This is a genomic window from Mesorhizobium sp. WSM4817 (assembly GCF_055811135.1).
Map to the genome: position 1 here is coordinate 75,521 of NZ_JBVVQQ010000015.1, position 16,604 is coordinate 92,124.

At 64.1% G+C, this 16,604-nt stretch carries 12 protein-coding genes; 5 read left to right on the plus strand and 7 right to left on the minus strand.

Annotated elements, in window-relative coordinates:
* Positions 1-7: 7 nt before the first annotated feature.
* Positions 8-3,496 carry a hybrid sensor histidine kinase/response regulator gene (locus AC0L2K_RS20690; protein WP_473532173.1) on the minus strand — a complete coding sequence of 1,163 codons (3,489 nt, stop codon included), beginning with the start codon at positions 3,494-3,496 and terminating at the stop codon, positions 8-10.
* 230 nt (positions 3,497-3,726) lie between these two features.
* On the opposite strand from AC0L2K_RS20690, the gene mscL reads away from it, so the two are divergent.
* Together mscL and AC0L2K_RS20700 are read left to right on the plus strand one after the other, a co-directional pair.
* Entirely contained in the window at positions 3,727-4,149 is a 423-nt protein-coding gene (gene mscL / locus AC0L2K_RS20695) for a large conductance mechanosensitive channel protein MscL (protein WP_287241633.1), read from the plus strand.
* A 111-nt stretch (positions 4,150-4,260) separates the two neighbouring features.
* On the plus strand, positions 4,261-5,427 hold the full coding sequence (locus tag AC0L2K_RS20700) for a pyridoxal phosphate-dependent aminotransferase (protein ID WP_473532174.1): 1,167 nt from the start codon (positions 4,261-4,263) through the stop codon (positions 5,425-5,427).
* 141 nt (positions 5,428-5,568) lie between these two features.
* On the opposite strand, the gene hemA is transcribed toward AC0L2K_RS20700, so the two are convergent.
* On the minus strand, positions 5,569-6,846 hold the full coding sequence (gene hemA / locus AC0L2K_RS20705; protein WP_287241637.1) for a 5-aminolevulinate synthase: 1,278 nt from the start codon (positions 6,844-6,846) through the stop codon (positions 5,569-5,571).
* A 281-nt stretch (positions 6,847-7,127) separates the two neighbouring features.
* Between hemA and galE the strand changes: the two genes are divergently transcribed.
* The 3 genes from galE to AC0L2K_RS20720 all read left to right on the plus strand — a co-directional run bounded on the left by galE (position 7,128) and on the right by AC0L2K_RS20720 (position 11,388).
* Complete coding sequence (gene galE, locus AC0L2K_RS20710) at positions 7,128-8,123, plus strand: UDP-glucose 4-epimerase GalE (protein WP_287241639.1); 996 nt, start codon at positions 7,128-7,130, stop codon at positions 8,121-8,123.
* Between the two features lie 113 nt (positions 8,124-8,236).
* A complete protein-coding gene (locus tag AC0L2K_RS20715) occupies positions 8,237-9,487 on the plus strand; it encodes a D-amino acid dehydrogenase (RefSeq protein ID WP_287241642.1) in 1,251 nt (416 codons plus the stop codon).
* A 74-nt stretch (positions 9,488-9,561) separates the two neighbouring features.
* On the plus strand, positions 9,562-11,388 hold the full coding sequence (locus AC0L2K_RS20720) for an alanine racemase (protein WP_287241645.1): 1,827 nt from the start codon (positions 9,562-9,564) through the stop codon (positions 11,386-11,388).
* Here the strand turns inward: AC0L2K_RS20720 and AC0L2K_RS20725 are convergent, their stop codons facing one another.
* Genes AC0L2K_RS20725 through AC0L2K_RS20745 form a run of 5 tightly spaced genes read right to left on the minus strand, consistent with a single transcriptional unit; the run spans position 11,389 to position 16,586 of the window.
* Positions 11,389-12,759, minus strand: a complete 1,371-nt coding sequence (locus AC0L2K_RS20725) for an FGGY-family carbohydrate kinase (protein WP_287241648.1) — start codon at positions 12,757-12,759, stop codon at positions 11,389-11,391.
* Positions 12,756-13,073, minus strand: a complete 318-nt coding sequence (gene rhaM / locus AC0L2K_RS20730) for an L-rhamnose mutarotase (protein ID WP_287241650.1) — start codon at positions 13,071-13,073, stop codon at positions 12,756-12,758. The genes AC0L2K_RS20725 and rhaM overlap by 4 nt, the downstream gene beginning before the upstream one ends.
* Complete coding sequence (locus AC0L2K_RS20735) at positions 13,073-14,074, minus strand: ABC transporter permease (protein ID WP_287241653.1); 1,002 nt, start codon at positions 14,072-14,074, stop codon at positions 13,073-13,075. Before AC0L2K_RS20735 ends, rhaM begins: the two co-directional genes overlap by 1 nt.
* Positions 14,071-15,048 (minus strand): ABC transporter permease, encoded by a 978-nt coding sequence (locus AC0L2K_RS20740; protein ID WP_473532175.1) that lies wholly within the window; start codon positions 15,046-15,048, stop codon positions 14,071-14,073. The genes AC0L2K_RS20735 and AC0L2K_RS20740 overlap by 4 nt, the downstream gene beginning before the upstream one ends.
* Positions 15,045-16,586 (minus strand): sugar ABC transporter ATP-binding protein, encoded by a 1,542-nt coding sequence (locus AC0L2K_RS20745; protein WP_473532176.1) that lies wholly within the window; start codon positions 16,584-16,586, stop codon positions 15,045-15,047. Before AC0L2K_RS20745 ends, AC0L2K_RS20740 begins: the two co-directional genes overlap by 4 nt.
* Between the last annotated feature and the right edge of the window lie 18 nt (positions 16,587-16,604).

The following is a 16,604-nucleotide window of genomic DNA, read 5'->3' on the forward strand; positions in this document are numbered from 1 at the left end:
TCCGGCTTTACTCGGCTGCCGACGCCAGCGGCCTGACCCTCGCCATCATCGAGCGCAGCACCGCTGGTTTGAGCGGCTTGTTGATCACCGGCACGTCGAGCCTGCCGGCGCTGGCGCGCACCTCGCTCGAGCGGTCGGCGGTGACCAGCACCGCCGGCATGTCATGGCCATGGATAGCGCGCAGTTTGGCGATGGCGTCAAGGCCGGTCTCGCCGTCGAGATGATAGTCGGCAAGCACGATGTCGGGCCGACGCATGCCGGACCCCTCGAGATCCCTCGAGCCGGCAAACGTGTCGACGCTGCAGCCCCAGCCTTCGAGCAGCAGCCGCATGCCGTCGAGGATGCGGGCGTCGTTGTCGATGCAGAGCACGCGGAGCCCGGCAAGCGAAGCAGCCGTGCGGACCGGCGCCTTGGCCTCGATCTCGCGCCGCGGCTCCTGCACTGCCGCGACCGGCAGGACGACGGAAAAGCGTGTGCCCTTGCTCGGGCTTGAAAATATCTGGAGTTCGAGGCGCAAGACGCGAGCGATGCGGTCGACGATCGAAAGGCCGAGCCCCAGGCCTTCGGCTTCGCGGGCGCCCTCATCGAGCCGGGTGAATTCGTGAAAGACCGTGTTCAGCTTGTCGGCGGCAATGCCGATGCCGGTGTCGATCACCTGTATCTCGGCCAGTTCGCCGCGCCGCCGCACGCCGACCAGGATGCGGCCATGGCGGGTGTATTTGATGGCATTGGATACGAGGTTCTGGATCAGGCGGCGCAACAGATTGCGGTCAGTCGTCACGCTGAGCGACGATGGCATGATCGTCAGGCTGAGTTTCTTCTCGGCGGCAAGCGGCTGAAAGTCGTTGCCGATCTGGCGCAGCAGTCCGTCCAGGCTGAAGGCCGTGTCGTCCGGTTTCATCGCGCCGGCGTCGAGACGGGAAATGTCGAGGACTGCGCCGAGAATGGTCTCGACCGATTCCAGCGAGGATTCGATGTTGATCGCGGCCTTGCCCGCAGGTCCCTTGCCGGCCTTTTCGATCAGCGACGAGCAATAGAGACGAGCAGCGTTCAGCGGTTGCAGGATGTCATGGCCGGCGGCAGCGAGGAAGCGGGTCTTGCCGAGATTGGCCTCCTCCGCCAGCATCTGCGCCTGTGCCAGCTCCTCGTTGACGCGGGTCAGTTCGACGGTGCGGTTCTTGACGCGCTGTTCGAGCGTTTCATTGGCGCGCTTCAGCGCCAGGTCCTGATCAACGCGCCCGGAAATGTCGGCATAGGTGGCAACGATGCCGCCATCCGGCATCGGGTTGGAGCGCAATTCCAGGATGCGGCCGCTGGTCTTCAGCTCCATCTGCCAGGGGCTGACGAAGCTGGTGAGGCGGTTGAGCATCGTCACCCGCTGGTCGGCCGGAATGTCGCCGCGCTCGGCAAGGTGGCGCAGGATGCGGTCGAGCGAGACGCCGACCTGGCCCATCTCGTCGGGCAGGTCGAACAGCGCCCGATATTGGCGGTTCCAGCAGATCAGCCGGAAATCCCTGTCGAAGACGGTGATGCCCTGTTCCATCTGGTCGAGCGCGATCTGCAGCAGGTCGCGGTTGTGCTGCAACGCTTCGGTGGCGTCGTCGAGCAGGCGAAAGGCGTCCTTCGCCTCTCGATCATTGCGGCGCAGCAGCAGCGACAGGATGAGCCGCGCCGAAGAGGAGCCGACGGCACTTGCCAGAAGCTGCTCGGAGAAACGGATGACGTCCATGCTGGCCTGCTCGTTGCCGTGCAGCGAAGCGCCGTTGCTCTTTTCGAACGACTGAAACGACCGTTCAGTGCGTTCGACGCCGAGATAGCGCGCGATGGTGTCCTTGAGGTCGTTGACGGTGACGGTGGTGCGGAAGCGGCGCAGGCTCGGCATCGGGCTCGCCTCGCGCGGCACGAAAATCGACGCCTGGATGCGCTCCAGCGGCACCGACGCGCGCGACAGCGAGCCTAGCACGAAGAACAGCGTGTTGACCGACAGGCTCCACAGGACACCGTGGTTCAGCGGCTCGGCGACGGTGCCGAACAGCGCTTGCGGCCGCAACGCTTCGAAACCGAACAGGCCGTGGACGACGATGCCGGTATCGGACGCGGCGAGCGAAGGAAGCAGCAGCGTATAGCTCCAGACGACGATGCCGGCGACCATGCCGAGCGCCGCCCCCCTACCGTTGGCGCCGCGCCAGATCAGCCCGCCGATCAAGGCCGGCGCGAACTGCGCGATCGCGGCGAACGACATCAGGCCGATCGAGGAGAGCCGCGCGCTGTTGGTGCTCTCGCGATAGTAGAGGAAGGCGACGAACAGCATGATGAAGATCGCCGCCCGTCGCACGTTGAGGATGAGCGCTGACCAGTCCTCGTTCTCCGATGTCGTGGTCTTGAGCAGGCGACGCACGAACAGTGGAATGACGAGATCGTTGGAGATCATGATCGACAGCGCGACGCTTTCGACGATCACCATCGCGGTGGCCGCTGACAGGCCGCCGATGAAGGCGGCCATGGCCAACACATCGTGACCGCTGAGCAGCGGCAGCGACAGGACATAGAGGTCGCTGCTGGTCCTGGTGCCGACCAGCGCCAGGCCGGCGAGCGCGATCGGCAGCACGAAAAGGTTGATCGCCACCAGATAGAGCGGAAACACCCATGTCGCGGTGCGCAGTTCGGCCTCGCTGCGGTTCTCGACGATGGTGACATAGAACTGGCGCGGCAGCATGATGATGGCGAAACCGCTCAAACACGTCAGCACCAGCCAGGTTGCGAGCGAGGTGCTGTAGCTCATCGCTTGCTGAACTTGCGAATTCTCGGCGAGCTTGTCGACCATATCGCCCGGGCCGCCGAAGATCAGGAACGTCACCATCAGGCCGATCGCCAGGAAGGCCGCGAGCTTGACGACCGTTTCCACCGCGACGGCCAGCACCAGCCCGTCCTGGTGCTCGGTGGCGTCGGCGTGGCGCGTGCCGAACAGCACCGCAAACAGCGCGAGCAGCATGGCGACGACCAGTGAGATGTCGCTGACGAACGGATCGAACGAAGGCGGCGAGCCGGTATAATGCTCGACCATCAGGCTGACCGAGCCGGAAATCGCCTTTAACTGCAGCGCCATGTAAGGCACCGCGCCGACCGTCGCGATCAGCGTGGCAATCGCTGCTACGGCGAAACTCTTGCCGTAGCGGGCGCCGAGGAAGTCGGCGATCGAGGTGATCTTCTCTGTCTTGGCCAGCCTGACGATGCGCCGAAGCAGCGGAAAGCCGAACACGAACACCAGCACCGGGCCGATATAGATGCCGAGGAATTCAAGGCCGCGCTCGGAGGAAAGGCCGACCGAACCGAAGAACGTCCAGGAGGTGCAGTAGATCGCCAGGCTGAGCGCATAGATGAAGGGCCGGGCCCGGTCAGACCCGGATGTCGTTGAGCGCCGGTCGCCGAGGCTGGCGATGGCGAACAGCAACGTCACATAGGCAATCGCAATGATGACGACGAACCAGCCCTGCACGGCCTGACAATCCTCCCTTGCCGGTTTTGCATCCGGCCTGCTGAGACGCAATCACAGCTTGGCGATCAAGTCCATCGCGGCTTTCGGCGCAAATGGCTGCGGCTTCGGAATCTTGGCCGGCGGAAACGGTCTTTTGTCCATGCTGCAACTGCAGGCTTTTGCTATTGTGCCAGTGAAGCCAACGATCGGGCGAGGGCGGCGGCCTGGCCCGTCAGAACAAGGAGGGTCGAATGCTGAAAGAATTCCAGGAATTCATTTCCCGGGGTAACGTCATGGACCTGGCCGTCGCCGTCATTATCGGCGCTGCCTTCAGCAAGATCGTCGATTCCCTAGTCAATGACATCATCATGCCGATAATCGGGGCGATTTTCGGCGGACTCGACTTCAACAATTATTTCCTGCCCTTGTCCTCAGCCGTCAACGCCACGTCACTGGCGGATGCCAAGAAGCAGGGCGCAGTCTTCGCCTATGGCAGTTTCATCACCGCCGCGCTGAATTTCATTATCCTCGCTTTGATCATCTTCCTGATGGTCAAGGCCGTGAACAATCTGCGCAAGCGTCTGGAGCGTGAGAAGCCAGCTGCGCCTGCGGCCGCTCCGCCGGCCGATGTTGCGCTGCTCACTGAAATTCGCGATCTCCTCGCCAGGAAATAGCCCGAAGACAGATTCCCTGGACCAAAACCCCGGCCGTTTGCGGCCGGGGTTTTCTGTTTTCGCCTGTCGCGAAACGCGCTAGCAGTCCAGAAGACGAAAACGGATCTATCCATGACCCTGATCGAGAATTTGCGCGCCGAGGCCCGGGCCGCGCCGGAAAGCGGCATTGTCGCCGTCATGAACCGCGGCCGCGACCGCGATGGCATGATCCCGCTCTGGGCCGGCGAGGGCGACCTGCCGACGCCCGCCTTCATCACCGATGCCGCTGCCCGGGCGCTAGCCGGCGGCGAGACCTTCTATACCTGGCAGAAAGGCATCCCCGAGCTGAGGCAGGCGCTCGCCCGCTATTACGTCAGGCATTTCGGCAAGCGCTTCGCCGAGGAAGAATTCATCGTCACCGGCTCGGGCATGCATGCCATCCAGCTGGCGATCGATGCCGTCGCAGGGAAGGGGGACGAACTCGTCTATCTGTCGCCGGCCTGGCCGAATTTCGCCGCAGCCGCCGGTGTGGCGGGCGCTATTCCGGTCGCTGTCACGCTCGACCAGTCCGGCAATGGCTGGTCCTGCGACGTCGGCAAGATCGAGGCGGCGATCACGCCAAGGACAAAGGCGCTGTTCGTCAACACACCCTCCAACCCGACCGGCTGGACCGCCGACAGGGAGACGCTGCAGGCGATCCTCGATCTTGCCCGTGGAAGGGGCCTGTGGATCATCGCCGACGAGATCTATTCGCTGTTCCACTACGGCGATGGTCGCGCGCCGTCCTTTATCGATATCATGGCCGACGAGGATCGCATCCTGTTCGTCAACAGTTTTTCCAAGAACTGGGCGATGACCGGCTGGCGGGTCGGCTGGATCAAGACCCATCCTTCGCTGCAGCAGGTGTTCGAGAACCTGGTCCAGTATTCGACCTCCGGCGTTGCCCAGTTCATGCAGCGCGGCGCGGTCGTCGCCCTCGATGAGGGCGATGCCTTCATCGTCGAGCAGGTGGAGCGGGCAAGGGCGGCGCGTGACCTGGTCTGCGGCATCCTGGCTGCGACCGGCAGGGCACGCTTCACCGTGCCGCAGGGAGCGTTCTATCTGTTCTTCGCGGTCGACGGCGTTACCGATTCACGCGCCGCCGCCTTCGACATCGTCGACCGCGCCAATGTCGGCCTGGCGCCCGGAACCGCCTTCGGCCCCGGCGGCGAAGCCTTTCTCAGGCTATGCTTCCACCGCCGCCTCGACCAGCTCGAGGAAGCCGCACACCGGCTGGCGAAGTGGATGAAGAGTGTGTGAGAGTCAGATCCGCCCGAGTGTGCGCAAGCGAAGCGACGTCGCGTAGGCCCTAGGAACCATACCGTGACCTTCGAATGCCGCGGCGTGGAAGAACAACGCGGCACCGAGAGCGGAGACCGCCATCATGCCCTCGGCTGAAGATCACCCGCCGGACTTCGGCACCAGCAGCGGAATGACGCGGTCGCTTTCCCTCACGGCCGGCCGGCCCGCAGAACCGTAAGAGATACCCAAAGCATCCCAGGTCTCGACCAGAGCGTCCTGCAGTCCCGCGATCAGTTGATCCGAATGGAACGGCGTCGGCGTGATCCGCAGCCGTTCGGTGCCGCGCGGCACGGTCGGGTAGTTGATCGGCTGGATATAGATGCCGTGGACGCCGAGCAGGCGGTCGCTGGCCATCTTGCACAGCTCGGGATCGCCGACGAGCAGCGGCACGATGTGGGTAGCGGACTCCATCACCGGCAGGCCGGCGGCGGTAAGGACCTGCTTGGTCCGCGTCGCCTGGCGCTGCTGCGCGGCTCGTTCGGCCTGTGAGCGCTTGAGATGGCGGATCGACGTGGTCGCCGCGGCGGCAATGGCCGGCGGCAGCGCCGTGGTGAAGATGAAGCCCGGCGCATAGGAGCGCACGGCATCGATCACCGCACTTGTGCCGGTGATATAGCCGCCGAGCGTGCCGAACGCCTTGGCCAGCGTGCCTTCGATGATGTCGATACGGTCGGCCAGCCCTTCGCGCTCGGTGATGCCGCCGCCGCGCGGTCCGTACATGCCGACGGCATGCACCTCGTCGATATAGGTCATGGCGTTGTAGCGCTCGGCAAGTTCGACGATCTGTTTGATCGGCGCGATATCGCCATCCATCGAATAGACGCTCTCGAAGACGATCAACTTGGCGCGCTCGCGGCCCGCCGCCTGCAGCAGGCTTTCGAGATGCGCAACGTCGTTGTGGCGGAAGATCTTCTTCTCGGCGCCCGAACGCCGCACGCCCTCGATCATCGAGGCGTGGTTCAACTCGTCCGAGACGATCAGGCAGTTGGGTAGCAGCCGCGCAATGGTCGAGATCGAAGCTTCGTTAGAGACGAAGCCGGAGGTAAAGACGAGCGCGGCTTCCTTGTCGTGCAGGTCGGCCAGTTCCAGTTCGAGCTCGACCAGCGGATTGCTGGTGCCGGAGATGTTGCGGGTGCCACCGGCGCCGGATCCCATCTTGCCGGCGGCGTTCTGCATCGCGGCGATGACGTCGGGATGCTGGCCCATGCCGAGATAGTCGTTGGAGCACCAGACGGTGATTTCCTGGGCGCGGCCGTTGGCGCGCCAGATGGCGCGTGGGAAGTTCCCCACGATGCGCTCGAGGTCGGCGAAGATGCGATAGCGACGCTCGGCGTGAAGCTGGTCGATCGCGTCTTCGAAGAACCGCTGATAGTTCATTTCGGCTTCCCAATTTTTGCGTGGGATCATAATCATTGCCCTATTCGCCGTCTACTTGGCCTTTTTGGTCAAAATGCCACGCCCCAAGCCTGTTCCTAACGGCCACGGATCATGGCCTATTCCCTTGATGTGGATCAATTTTGTTTCAGGACGATGCCATGCGCCGATGAGACTGGTTACCGCAGGCACTGATGGAAATGGACTAATGGCCCAGTGGCAGGCTTTCCAGTAAGGCGGGTGTGGAGACAGCTTCCGATTAATCTTGAGCAGCGAGGACACGGATGACGGTTTTGGTGACAGGCGGCGCTGGCTATATCGGCAGCCATATGGTCTGGGAACTGCTGGACGCGGCCGAGAGCGTTGTCGTCCTCGACCGGCTTTCGACCGGCTTCGAATGGGCGGTGGCGCCGGAGGCAAAGCTTGTCGTCGGCGATGTCGCCGACAAGGAGCTGGTCGGCGGGGTCATCCGCGACAATCATGTCGATGCGATCATCCATTTTGCCGGCTCCATCGTGGTTCCCGAATCGGTCGCCGACCCGCTCGGCTATTACGAGAACAACACCTGCAAGACGCGCACGCTGATCGAGACCGCGGTGCGCGAAGGCGTGCCCAATTTCATCTTTTCCTCGACCGCCGCCGTCTATGGCGGCGCCGGGCTGGAGCCGGTGCGCGAGGATGCGCGCCTTGCACCGGAATCGCCCTATGGCCTGTCCAAGCTGATGAGCGAATGGATGCTGCGCGACGCCGCAATCGCCCACGGCTTGCGCTATACGGCGTTGCGCTACTTCAACGTCGCCGGCGCCGATCCGAGGGGCCGCACCGGCCAGTCGACGCCGGGCGCCACGCATCTGATCAAGGTCGCCTGCGAGACGGCGCTCGGCAAGCGGCCCTTCATGGAAGTGTTCGGCACCGACTATCCGACGCCCGACGGCACTTGCATGCGCGACTACATCCATGTCAGCGATCTGGCGGCGGCGCATCGGCTGGCGCTGGAACGGCTGCGCGCCGGGGGACCAAGCCTCGTCGCCAATTGCGGCTACAGCCACGGCTATTCGGTGCTCGAAGTTATCGACAGCGTGCGCCGCGTCTTTGGCCATGATTTCGACGTGCGGATCGGCGAGCGCCGTGCGGGCGACGCGGCGGCGGTGGTCGCCAATTCGGAGCTGGCGCGCCGCGAGCTCGGTTGGACCCCGCAACGCGATGACCTCGACCGGATCGTCGCCGACGCGCTGGCTTGGGAGCGTATCCTGACCGGCAAGAATTCGGCGCGGAGCTGAAGTCCCGGTTTTTCCTCCGTGGGCTCGTAGATCGAGCGTGGAAGCGCTATTGAAGGAGCTGCGCGGCTGAAACGTGGAGGCGTTTCGGCCGCGTCTGATCCTTTGGGGGCGGCATGAAGATATTGGTCCTTGGCGCTGGCGTCGTCGGCACGGCGGCGGCCTACTATCTGGCGAGCGACGGCCACGAGGTGACCGTGATCGAACGCCATCCGATGGCGGCGCGAGGCACCAGCCAATCGAATGCGGGCCTGGTGTCGCCCGGCGACGCCACCGCCTGGGCCTCGCCCGCTGCGCTGAGGACGTTTTTGCGCGCGCTCTACAACCACGATCTCGGCATCAAGGTGCGGCTGCGCTTCGATCCTTATTTCTTCGCCTGGAGTCTGCGCTTCCTGCGCCAATGCACGCATGCGCGACTGCGCGCCAACACCGACATCAAGCTGCGCCTGGCGCTTTATTCGCGCGACTGCATCAACGCCATCTCGGCCGACACCGGCATTCACTATGACGAGCGCAAGAAGGGCATTCTCTATTTCTTCCGCTCGCAGCAGAGTTTTGATACCGGCACCGACAATTACCGCTATCTCGCCGAGCACGGTCTGCCGATCGAGATCGTCGGCCGCGACCGGCTGGTCGAGATCGAGCCCGGCCTTGCCGGGGCCAGGGACAGAATAGCCGGCGGCGTCTATTCGCCGATCGACCAGACCGGCGACTCCAGCCAATTCACCCGAAACCTCGCTGCCTATGCCGCCGAGAAACTCGGCGTCCAGTTCCTCTACGGCACGACGGTCGAAGGCCTCGACATCGAAGGCGATCGGGTGCGCGCGGTGATGACCTCGGCCGGCCCGATAACAGCCGACGCCGTGGTCATCTCGATGGGGCCGGAGAGTGGCCTGCTCGGCCGCCGCTACGGCGTCGACCTGCCGGTCTATCCGGTCAAGGGCTATACCGCGACCGTGCCGCTGGAGGACGAGAGCAAGGGCCCGACCATGGGCGGCGCCGACGAGGATCAGCTTATCGGCTATTCCAGGCTCGGCAACCGGCTGCGGCTTGCTTCGACCGCCGAGTTCACCGGCTTCGACCGCAGCCACAAGCCGAGCGATTTCGCCGCCATGTTCAGGACCGGCAAGGAGCTTTTCCCGGGCGCCTTCGACGAGAACAAGGCCGAGCTCTGGGCCGGTCTGCGGCCGATGATGCCGAACTCGGTCCCGGTCATCGGCCGGGCGCGCTACAGCAATCTCTATCTCGATACCGGCCACGGCCATGTCGGCTGGACCATGGCCTGCGGCTCGGGAAAATTCCTTGCCGATGTGGTCGCCGGCCGCAAGCCGGAGATCGACCCGCAAGGGCTGGTCTATGTCAATTGAGGGAGAATTAATCGTCGTGTCGGCACCGGGAAGATAAATGCGTCTAATACCGTGCACAAATTCTGAGTAGAAAAATGTCGGGACCGCAAGTCGCCATCGACCTTGGCCGCATTGAGCGCAATGCGCGCACCATCGTCGACCGCTGCGCCCTGTCCGGCATCAGGGTATTCGGCGTTACCAAGGGCACCTGCGGCATGCCGCAGGTGGCGCGCGCCATGCTGCGCGGCGGCGTAGCCGGCATCGCCGAATCGCGCTTCGAAAACATCCGCCGGCTGCGCGACAGCGGCATCACCGCCCCGATCATGCTGCTGCGCAGTCCGCCGATGGCACGCATCGAGGAGGTTGTGCGCACCGTCGACATCAGCCTGCAATCCGAACTCGCCACCATCCGCGAACTATCGCGCATCGCCGAGCGTATGGACCGCGTCCACGACATCATGCTGATGATCGATCTTGGCGACCTCAGGGAAGGCATCTGGCCGAACGACCTCATCCCGACGGTCGAGCAGATACTGGCGCTCAGCGGCGTGCGCATCGCCGGCATCGGCACCAATCTCGGCTGCTTCGGCGCCATCATGCCGACGCAGGAAAATCTCGGGCAGCTCGTCGCCCACGCCTACAAGACCGAGCGCCTGTCCGGCGCAACGCTCGACTGGATCTCTGGCGGCGCGTCTTCGTCGCTGACGCTGCTGCTCGAAGGCAGGCTGCCCGCCGGCATCAACAATCTGCGGGTTGGCGAGGCGATCCTGCAGGGTGGCGTCGAGACTTTTCGCGACACGCCATGGGCCGAACTCGAACCCGATGCCTGCCGGCTGACCAGCGACATCATCGAGGTCAAGCTGAAGCCGTCGCGGCCGATCGGCCAATCCGGCTACGACGCTTTCGGCAACCAGCCGGTGTTTGCCGACGATGGCGACCGGTTGCGCGCCATCGCCAATATCGGCCGCGAGGATGTCTTGATCGAAGGTTTGACGCCGATTGCCAAGGGCGTGCGGGTGCTTGGCGCCTCCAGCGACCATCTGCTTCTCGACGTGACCGATGCCGAGCCGCCACCCGCCGTCGGCGACCGTGTCGCCTTCCGCATGAGCTATGGCGCCATGCTGCTGGCGATGACCTCGGAATATGTCGAAAAGGCGCCAATGCACGATGTCGAGGATTTCTCCGGCCGCAAGATGGTGTCGATATCTGCCGAACCGGCGGCGGCCGGCATCCTGGCCAGGGAGGCGACCGGCGCCCGGCTGGAGGCGATGAATTTCGATGTCGTCGAACTGGCCGATATCGAGCGGCCGCCGTCCGGCCTGGTCCGGCTCACCGCCGGCAGCGACCGGCGCATCGCCCACAAGGCGCTGACGGCGACCGCGCGGGCGACGCACTCGTTTGGCCTGATCTGGATCGATTCCATCGCCGCGCTGATGCCCGAGGACGAAGACGGCATCGACCTGCCGGAACGTTCGGTGCTGGCGCGGGCGCTCGGCCTCGACCACAAGCCCGGCGCGCTGCAGCCACAACTGTCGCCGGAAAATGTCGTCATTGTCGGTTTGCGCCATGCCGATCCGGCCGAGGCCCGGGTGCTGAAGGATTCGCGCGTCTGCGCCTTCACCATGACCGACATCGACGCCATGGGCATGCGCGATGTGATGCACGAGGCGATCCGCATCGCCTCCTCCGGCACGCAAGGCTTTCATGTCAGCTATTCGCCTGAGGTGACCGAATTCGCCGGCTGGGCGGCGGGCTCCGGCGGCATCACGGTGCGCGAAACGCATCAGGCGATGGAGGCGATCGCGCTGTCCGGCGGGCTGTTGTCGATGGACGTTTCCGGCCTGACATCAGGTCTGGAACCGCGATTGGCGGCGGAAACGGTCAATTTCGTCATGTCGGCGTTTGGCAAGCGGATTTTGTGATCAGCCCTGTGCGTCGACCGCCGCGCGCCATGAACGTGCATAATCCGCCCAGGCCGGGTCGACCGGCGGTTCGAACCTTTCGCCGGCGCCTTGTACCGTTCCTTGGTCCGACGCCAACAGGGCGGCGCCGATGCTGGTGCCGGTTGCGGCCTCCGACGCGATGACGGCACGTGCGGTGGCTGCAGCGAGCATGCGCGTGAAAAGCCGGTTGCGGGCGAACGGCCCCTCGACGGTCATCGGGCCGCCGGCGTCGATCAGGTCGAGGCAGGTCGCGGTCATCAGCGCCAGGTAGAAAGAGATGGCGGCAAAGCGCTGGCCGCCGTTGATGCCGTCGGCGTCGAGCCATGCTGCTCTGTGGTGCGGGAACGGCCCCGAACCCTGTTGGGTCGAAGGCAGCAGGGACGTCTTCCGCGCGAGCACTGTGGCTATGTCCGCTTCGGTCCAGTCATCCGATTGGCCTTCCGTCAGCAGCGAAAACTCACGGCCGCCCATGAAACGCGCCGACGGCACCGGATTACCGAGCGCGTTGACGTTGACGAGCGTGTCGCGGGCCGGGTCGAGCGCGATCTTGTTGCCGCCAACCGCCATCGTCACCACCCAGGTGCCGGTCGAGACGACCGAGAACGGCGGCGTATCGGACAGGAGATGCGGCAGCAGCGAGGCGTTGGAATCGTGCAAGCCGCAAAACACCGGCGTTTGCGGATCAAGCCCGGTCCGTATCGCAAGCGCGGGCAGGATCGGGCCAAGGCGATCTTTCGCCGGCCGCACCGGCGCTATCAGATGACGCCATTGCATCTTGTCGACCAGCGACGAAAAATCGGCCTTCCACGGGTTCCACAGATCGGTGTGGCAGCCAAGCGAAGTCACTTCGTTGGCGGCGACGCCGGTCAGGCGCAAGGCCCAGTATTGCGGGTACATCAGTATCGCGGCGGCCTTGGCGAACTCCGCCGGGAAGCGCTTCTGCTGCCAGAACAGCTGCGCGCCGAGATTGAGGCCGACCGGCAGGCGCGGCGTGCCCGTCTCGGCGAAGGCCGGACGGTTCGTGTCATAGTCCTCGGCAAGGGTGTCGGGCCCGGCAAATTCATAGTCGAGCACCGGCAGCGCCAACTCGCCGGCAGTGTCCACCAGCGCGCCCGTCGCGCCATGGGTGGTGATCGATATCGCGTCGATGCGCTGTTCGCGATTGATCTCGGCGAGGCTGTCGAGGATGAACGACCACAGAAGCTCAACATCGTGGTGCGGGTAGGGACCGTCAAGGACAGGCGCGTTCGCCATGCGGCGCAGCGCAACTTCGCGCAGATCGGCGAGATCGACCAGCGCCACCTTGGCGTTGGTCTTGCCGATATCGATGACGGCGACGTGGCGGGTCATTCCATATGGAACATTGTTTCCAGCGGCACCGCCACCGGCTCGTTATCAGGCCTGGTCTCCATGATGTTGGCCATTTCAGCCCACCAGCGCTGCATCACCTTGTGCTTCGGCAGGTCGTCCATGCCGTGGCCGTCGCCCCGCCACAGCACGCCGAACAAGGTGTTGGTCTCATCGTCGAGATGGATCGAATAGTCGGAAACGCCGGCCTGTTTCAGCAGTGCGACCAGCGACGGCCAGATGTCGTCATGACGCCTTTTGTATTCGGCCTTCATGCCGGGATTGAGCTTCATCTTGAACGCGTATTTCTCTGCCATCAGGTAAAACGCTCCCGCCGCACCCGCCGCCAGACGATGGGCAGCGCGATGACGATGATCAGCAGCAGGCCGATGAAGATCGACATGACGATGCCGGGCACATTGAGCAGCCCCAGGCCGAAAGTCACCAGCCCCATGATGAAGGCGGCGAGCACCACGCCCAAAATGCTGCCGGCGCCGCCCAGGATGCTGACGCCACCCAGCACCACCATGGTGATGACTTCCAATTCATAGCCTTGCGCGATCGATGGCCGGGTCGAGCCGAGCCGCGAGGTGATCAGCACCGAGGCGATGCCCGCCATCAGCCCGGTCAGGCAGAACAGGATGAACTTGATGCGGCCGACACGCACGCCGGAAAACTGTGCCGCGACCGGGTTGTTGCCGATGGCGAAGACGCGGCGGCCGAAGCTGGTCCGGTGCAGAAGGAACCAGTAGATGACCGCCGCGACGAGGAACAGCGTCAGCTCGAACGACACCACCCACCAGACATAGCCCTGGCCGAAGAAGGCGAAGCTGGAGGGATAGCCTTTGTAGGCCTGGTCGCCGAGGACGATAAAGGCGATGCCGCGAAACAGGCTCATCGTGCCGATGGTGACGACGATCGACGGCAGGCCGAGCCTGGTGACGAGCAGCCCGTTGAACGCGCCGCAGCCGAGCCCGACCAGGATGCCGATCGCCACCAGCACCGGCGTGCCGGCGCCGGCCTGCACCGCCATGCCCATCATCGTCGAGGCCAGCGCAATGATGGCGGCGACCGACAGGTCGATCTCTCCGGAAATGATCAGCAGCGCCATGGCGAGCGCGATCAGCGCCTTCTCGGTGAAGTTGAAGGTCAGGTCCGACAGCGACCACGCGTCGAGGAAATAGGGGGAGCTGAAGCTGTTGACGGCAAAGATGGCGACCGCCACCGCGACCAGCAGCGCCTCCCACGAGAAGATCGCCGAGTTGAGCGGCGTGTCGAGCCGGTCGGGAATGTGGCGCGGGGCTGGGGTGTCGGTCATGCCGCTTCCGCCTTCTTGAGAATAATGCGGCCTTGCCGGCGTTCGCCGCGCGCGTTGAGCACCACGGCCAGGATGATGGCGCTGCCCGAAATCGCCATCTGCCAGAACGGCGAGATGTTGATGACCGGCAGCGCGTTGGAGATGATGCCGAGGAACAGCGCACCAAGCACTGCGCCGCCGACCGAGCCGATGCCGCCGGCGATCGAGATGCCGCCGATGACGCAGGCGGCGATGATGTTGAGCTCGTAGCCATTGGCGACCTCGACCGAGGCGATGACATAGCGTGAGATCCAGAGATAGCCGCACAGACCGGCGGCCATCCCCGAGATGCAGAAGACAATGAACTTGGTGCGGCCGACATCGATGCCGGCGTAGATCGATGCTGTCGGATTGACGCCAATGGCATAGATCGAGCGGCCGAGCGCGGTGCGCGTCATCAACAGGAAGAACAAGGCGATGACCAGTATGGCGATCCACGACAGCACTGGAATGCCGAGAAAGGCCGCGCGCTGCAGGCCGATGAAATCAGGGCTCATCTGATCGGCATTGACCCAGGCGCCGCTGGAAATGACGAAGGTGGCGCCGCGATAGATGGTGAGCGTGCCGAGCGTCACCACGATCGAGGGAATGTTCAGCCGCCATACCAGCAGGCCGTTGATCGCGCCGAGCACCAGGCCGACCAGAAGTGCGATGACGATCAGCAGCGGGATCGGGATTGCCGGATGCGCGGCGTTCAGCATCGCCACCACCATGCCGGTGAAGCACAGGTTCGACGCCATCGACAGGTCGATCGAGCGGGTCAGGATCACCACCATCTGCCCCAGCGCCAGGATCATCAGGATCGAGGTGTCGTTGAACACCTGGCGCAGATTGCCGAAGGCAGCAAAGCCCGGAAAGCGCATCGAGATCAGCCCGATCAGCACGACGATTGCCGCGAGCAGCCAGACTTCGCGATATTTGAGCAAAACCTTCATGCCACAATCCCTGCTGCCGTCTTGACCAGCGTTTCGGCGTCGAGCCCCTTGTTGTCATAGATCGAGGCGATGCGGCCCTCGCGCATGACGATGACCCGGTCGGACATGCCGAGGATCTCGGGCAGTTCGGACGACACCATGATCACCGTTAACCCTTGAGCGACCAACTCGGCCATGAAGCCGTGCACGGCGGCTTTCGAGCCGATGTCGATGCCTTTGGTCGGCTCGTCGAGGATGATCACCTTGGGCGCGGTCGCCAGCCATTTGGCGATGACGATCTTCTGCTGGTTGCCGCCCGACAAAGTGCCGACGTCCTGGCTGAGCGAGGCAGCGCGCAGATCGAGCCGCTCGGTATAGGAACGGGCTAGCGCGAACTCTTCGGCCAGCTGCAACACACCTGACTTGGATGTGCGCTTGAGCGAGGGCAGCGAGATATTCTGGAAGATCGGCAGGCCGATCACCACGCCTTGCTTGCCGCGTTCTTCCGGCACGTAGACGATGCCGGCGTCGATCGAATCCGCCGCCGATTTCGGCATGATCGCCTTGCCTTCCAGCGTGATGGTGCCGCTGCTGGTGCGGGTGATGCCTGATATCGCCTGCATCACCTCGCTGCGCCCGGCGCCGACAAGGCCGTAGAAGCCGAGGATCTCGCCTCTGTGCAGCTCGAAGCCGATGTCGTCGAACTCGGTCGGGTGCGACAGGCCGGAGACGGCAAGCACCGGCGCGCCGATCTCGGCCTTGCGTTGCGGAAAGATGTGATCGACGGCGCGGCCGACCATCATGCGCACGATCTGGCTCTGGCCGGCATCCCTGATCAGACCTTCGCCGACCATCTCGCCGTCGCGGAACACCGTGTAACGGTCGGCGATGCGATAGATCTCGTCGAACTTGTGGCTGATGAACAGGATCGCCTTGCCTTCGCTCTTCAGGAACTCGACCAGCAAAAACAGCTCCTCGATCTCCTTCAGCGACAGCGCTGCGGTCGGCTCGTCCATAATGACGATCTGGGCGTCGATAGACATGGCGCGGGCGACTGCGACGAGGTGCTTGTTGGCGATGCCGAGATCCTTCAGCCGCGCATCGGCGTCGATGTGGCCGGCGCCCATGGTGTTCAGTACTTCACGGGCATTCTTGCGCATGGTGCGCCAGTCGATGGTGCCGAGGGGCGATCGCGGCGCATGGCCGAGAAAGATGTTCTCGGCCACCGTCAGGTCGTCGAACAGCACGGTTTCCTGGTGGATGGCGGTGATGCCGTGCCCGAAGGCGGCATGCGCGCTGGGCAAGGTCACGGCCTGGCCATCGATACTGATCGTGCCTGTGTCAGGCTGGTAGATGCCTGTCATGATCTTGACCAGCGTCGACTTGCCGGCGCCGTTCTCGCCGATCAGCGCGGTCACCTGGCCTGGGTAGAGCGACAGGCTGACGTCGTGCAGCGCGCGCACGCCGGGAAAACTCTTCGAGATGCCGGCCAGGGTCAGGCGCGGAGCCGCAGCCAAAGGCTGCTCAGTGGTCGGGTCGAGTTGGGCTGTCGTGTCCATAGTCGTATCAAGCCCTTA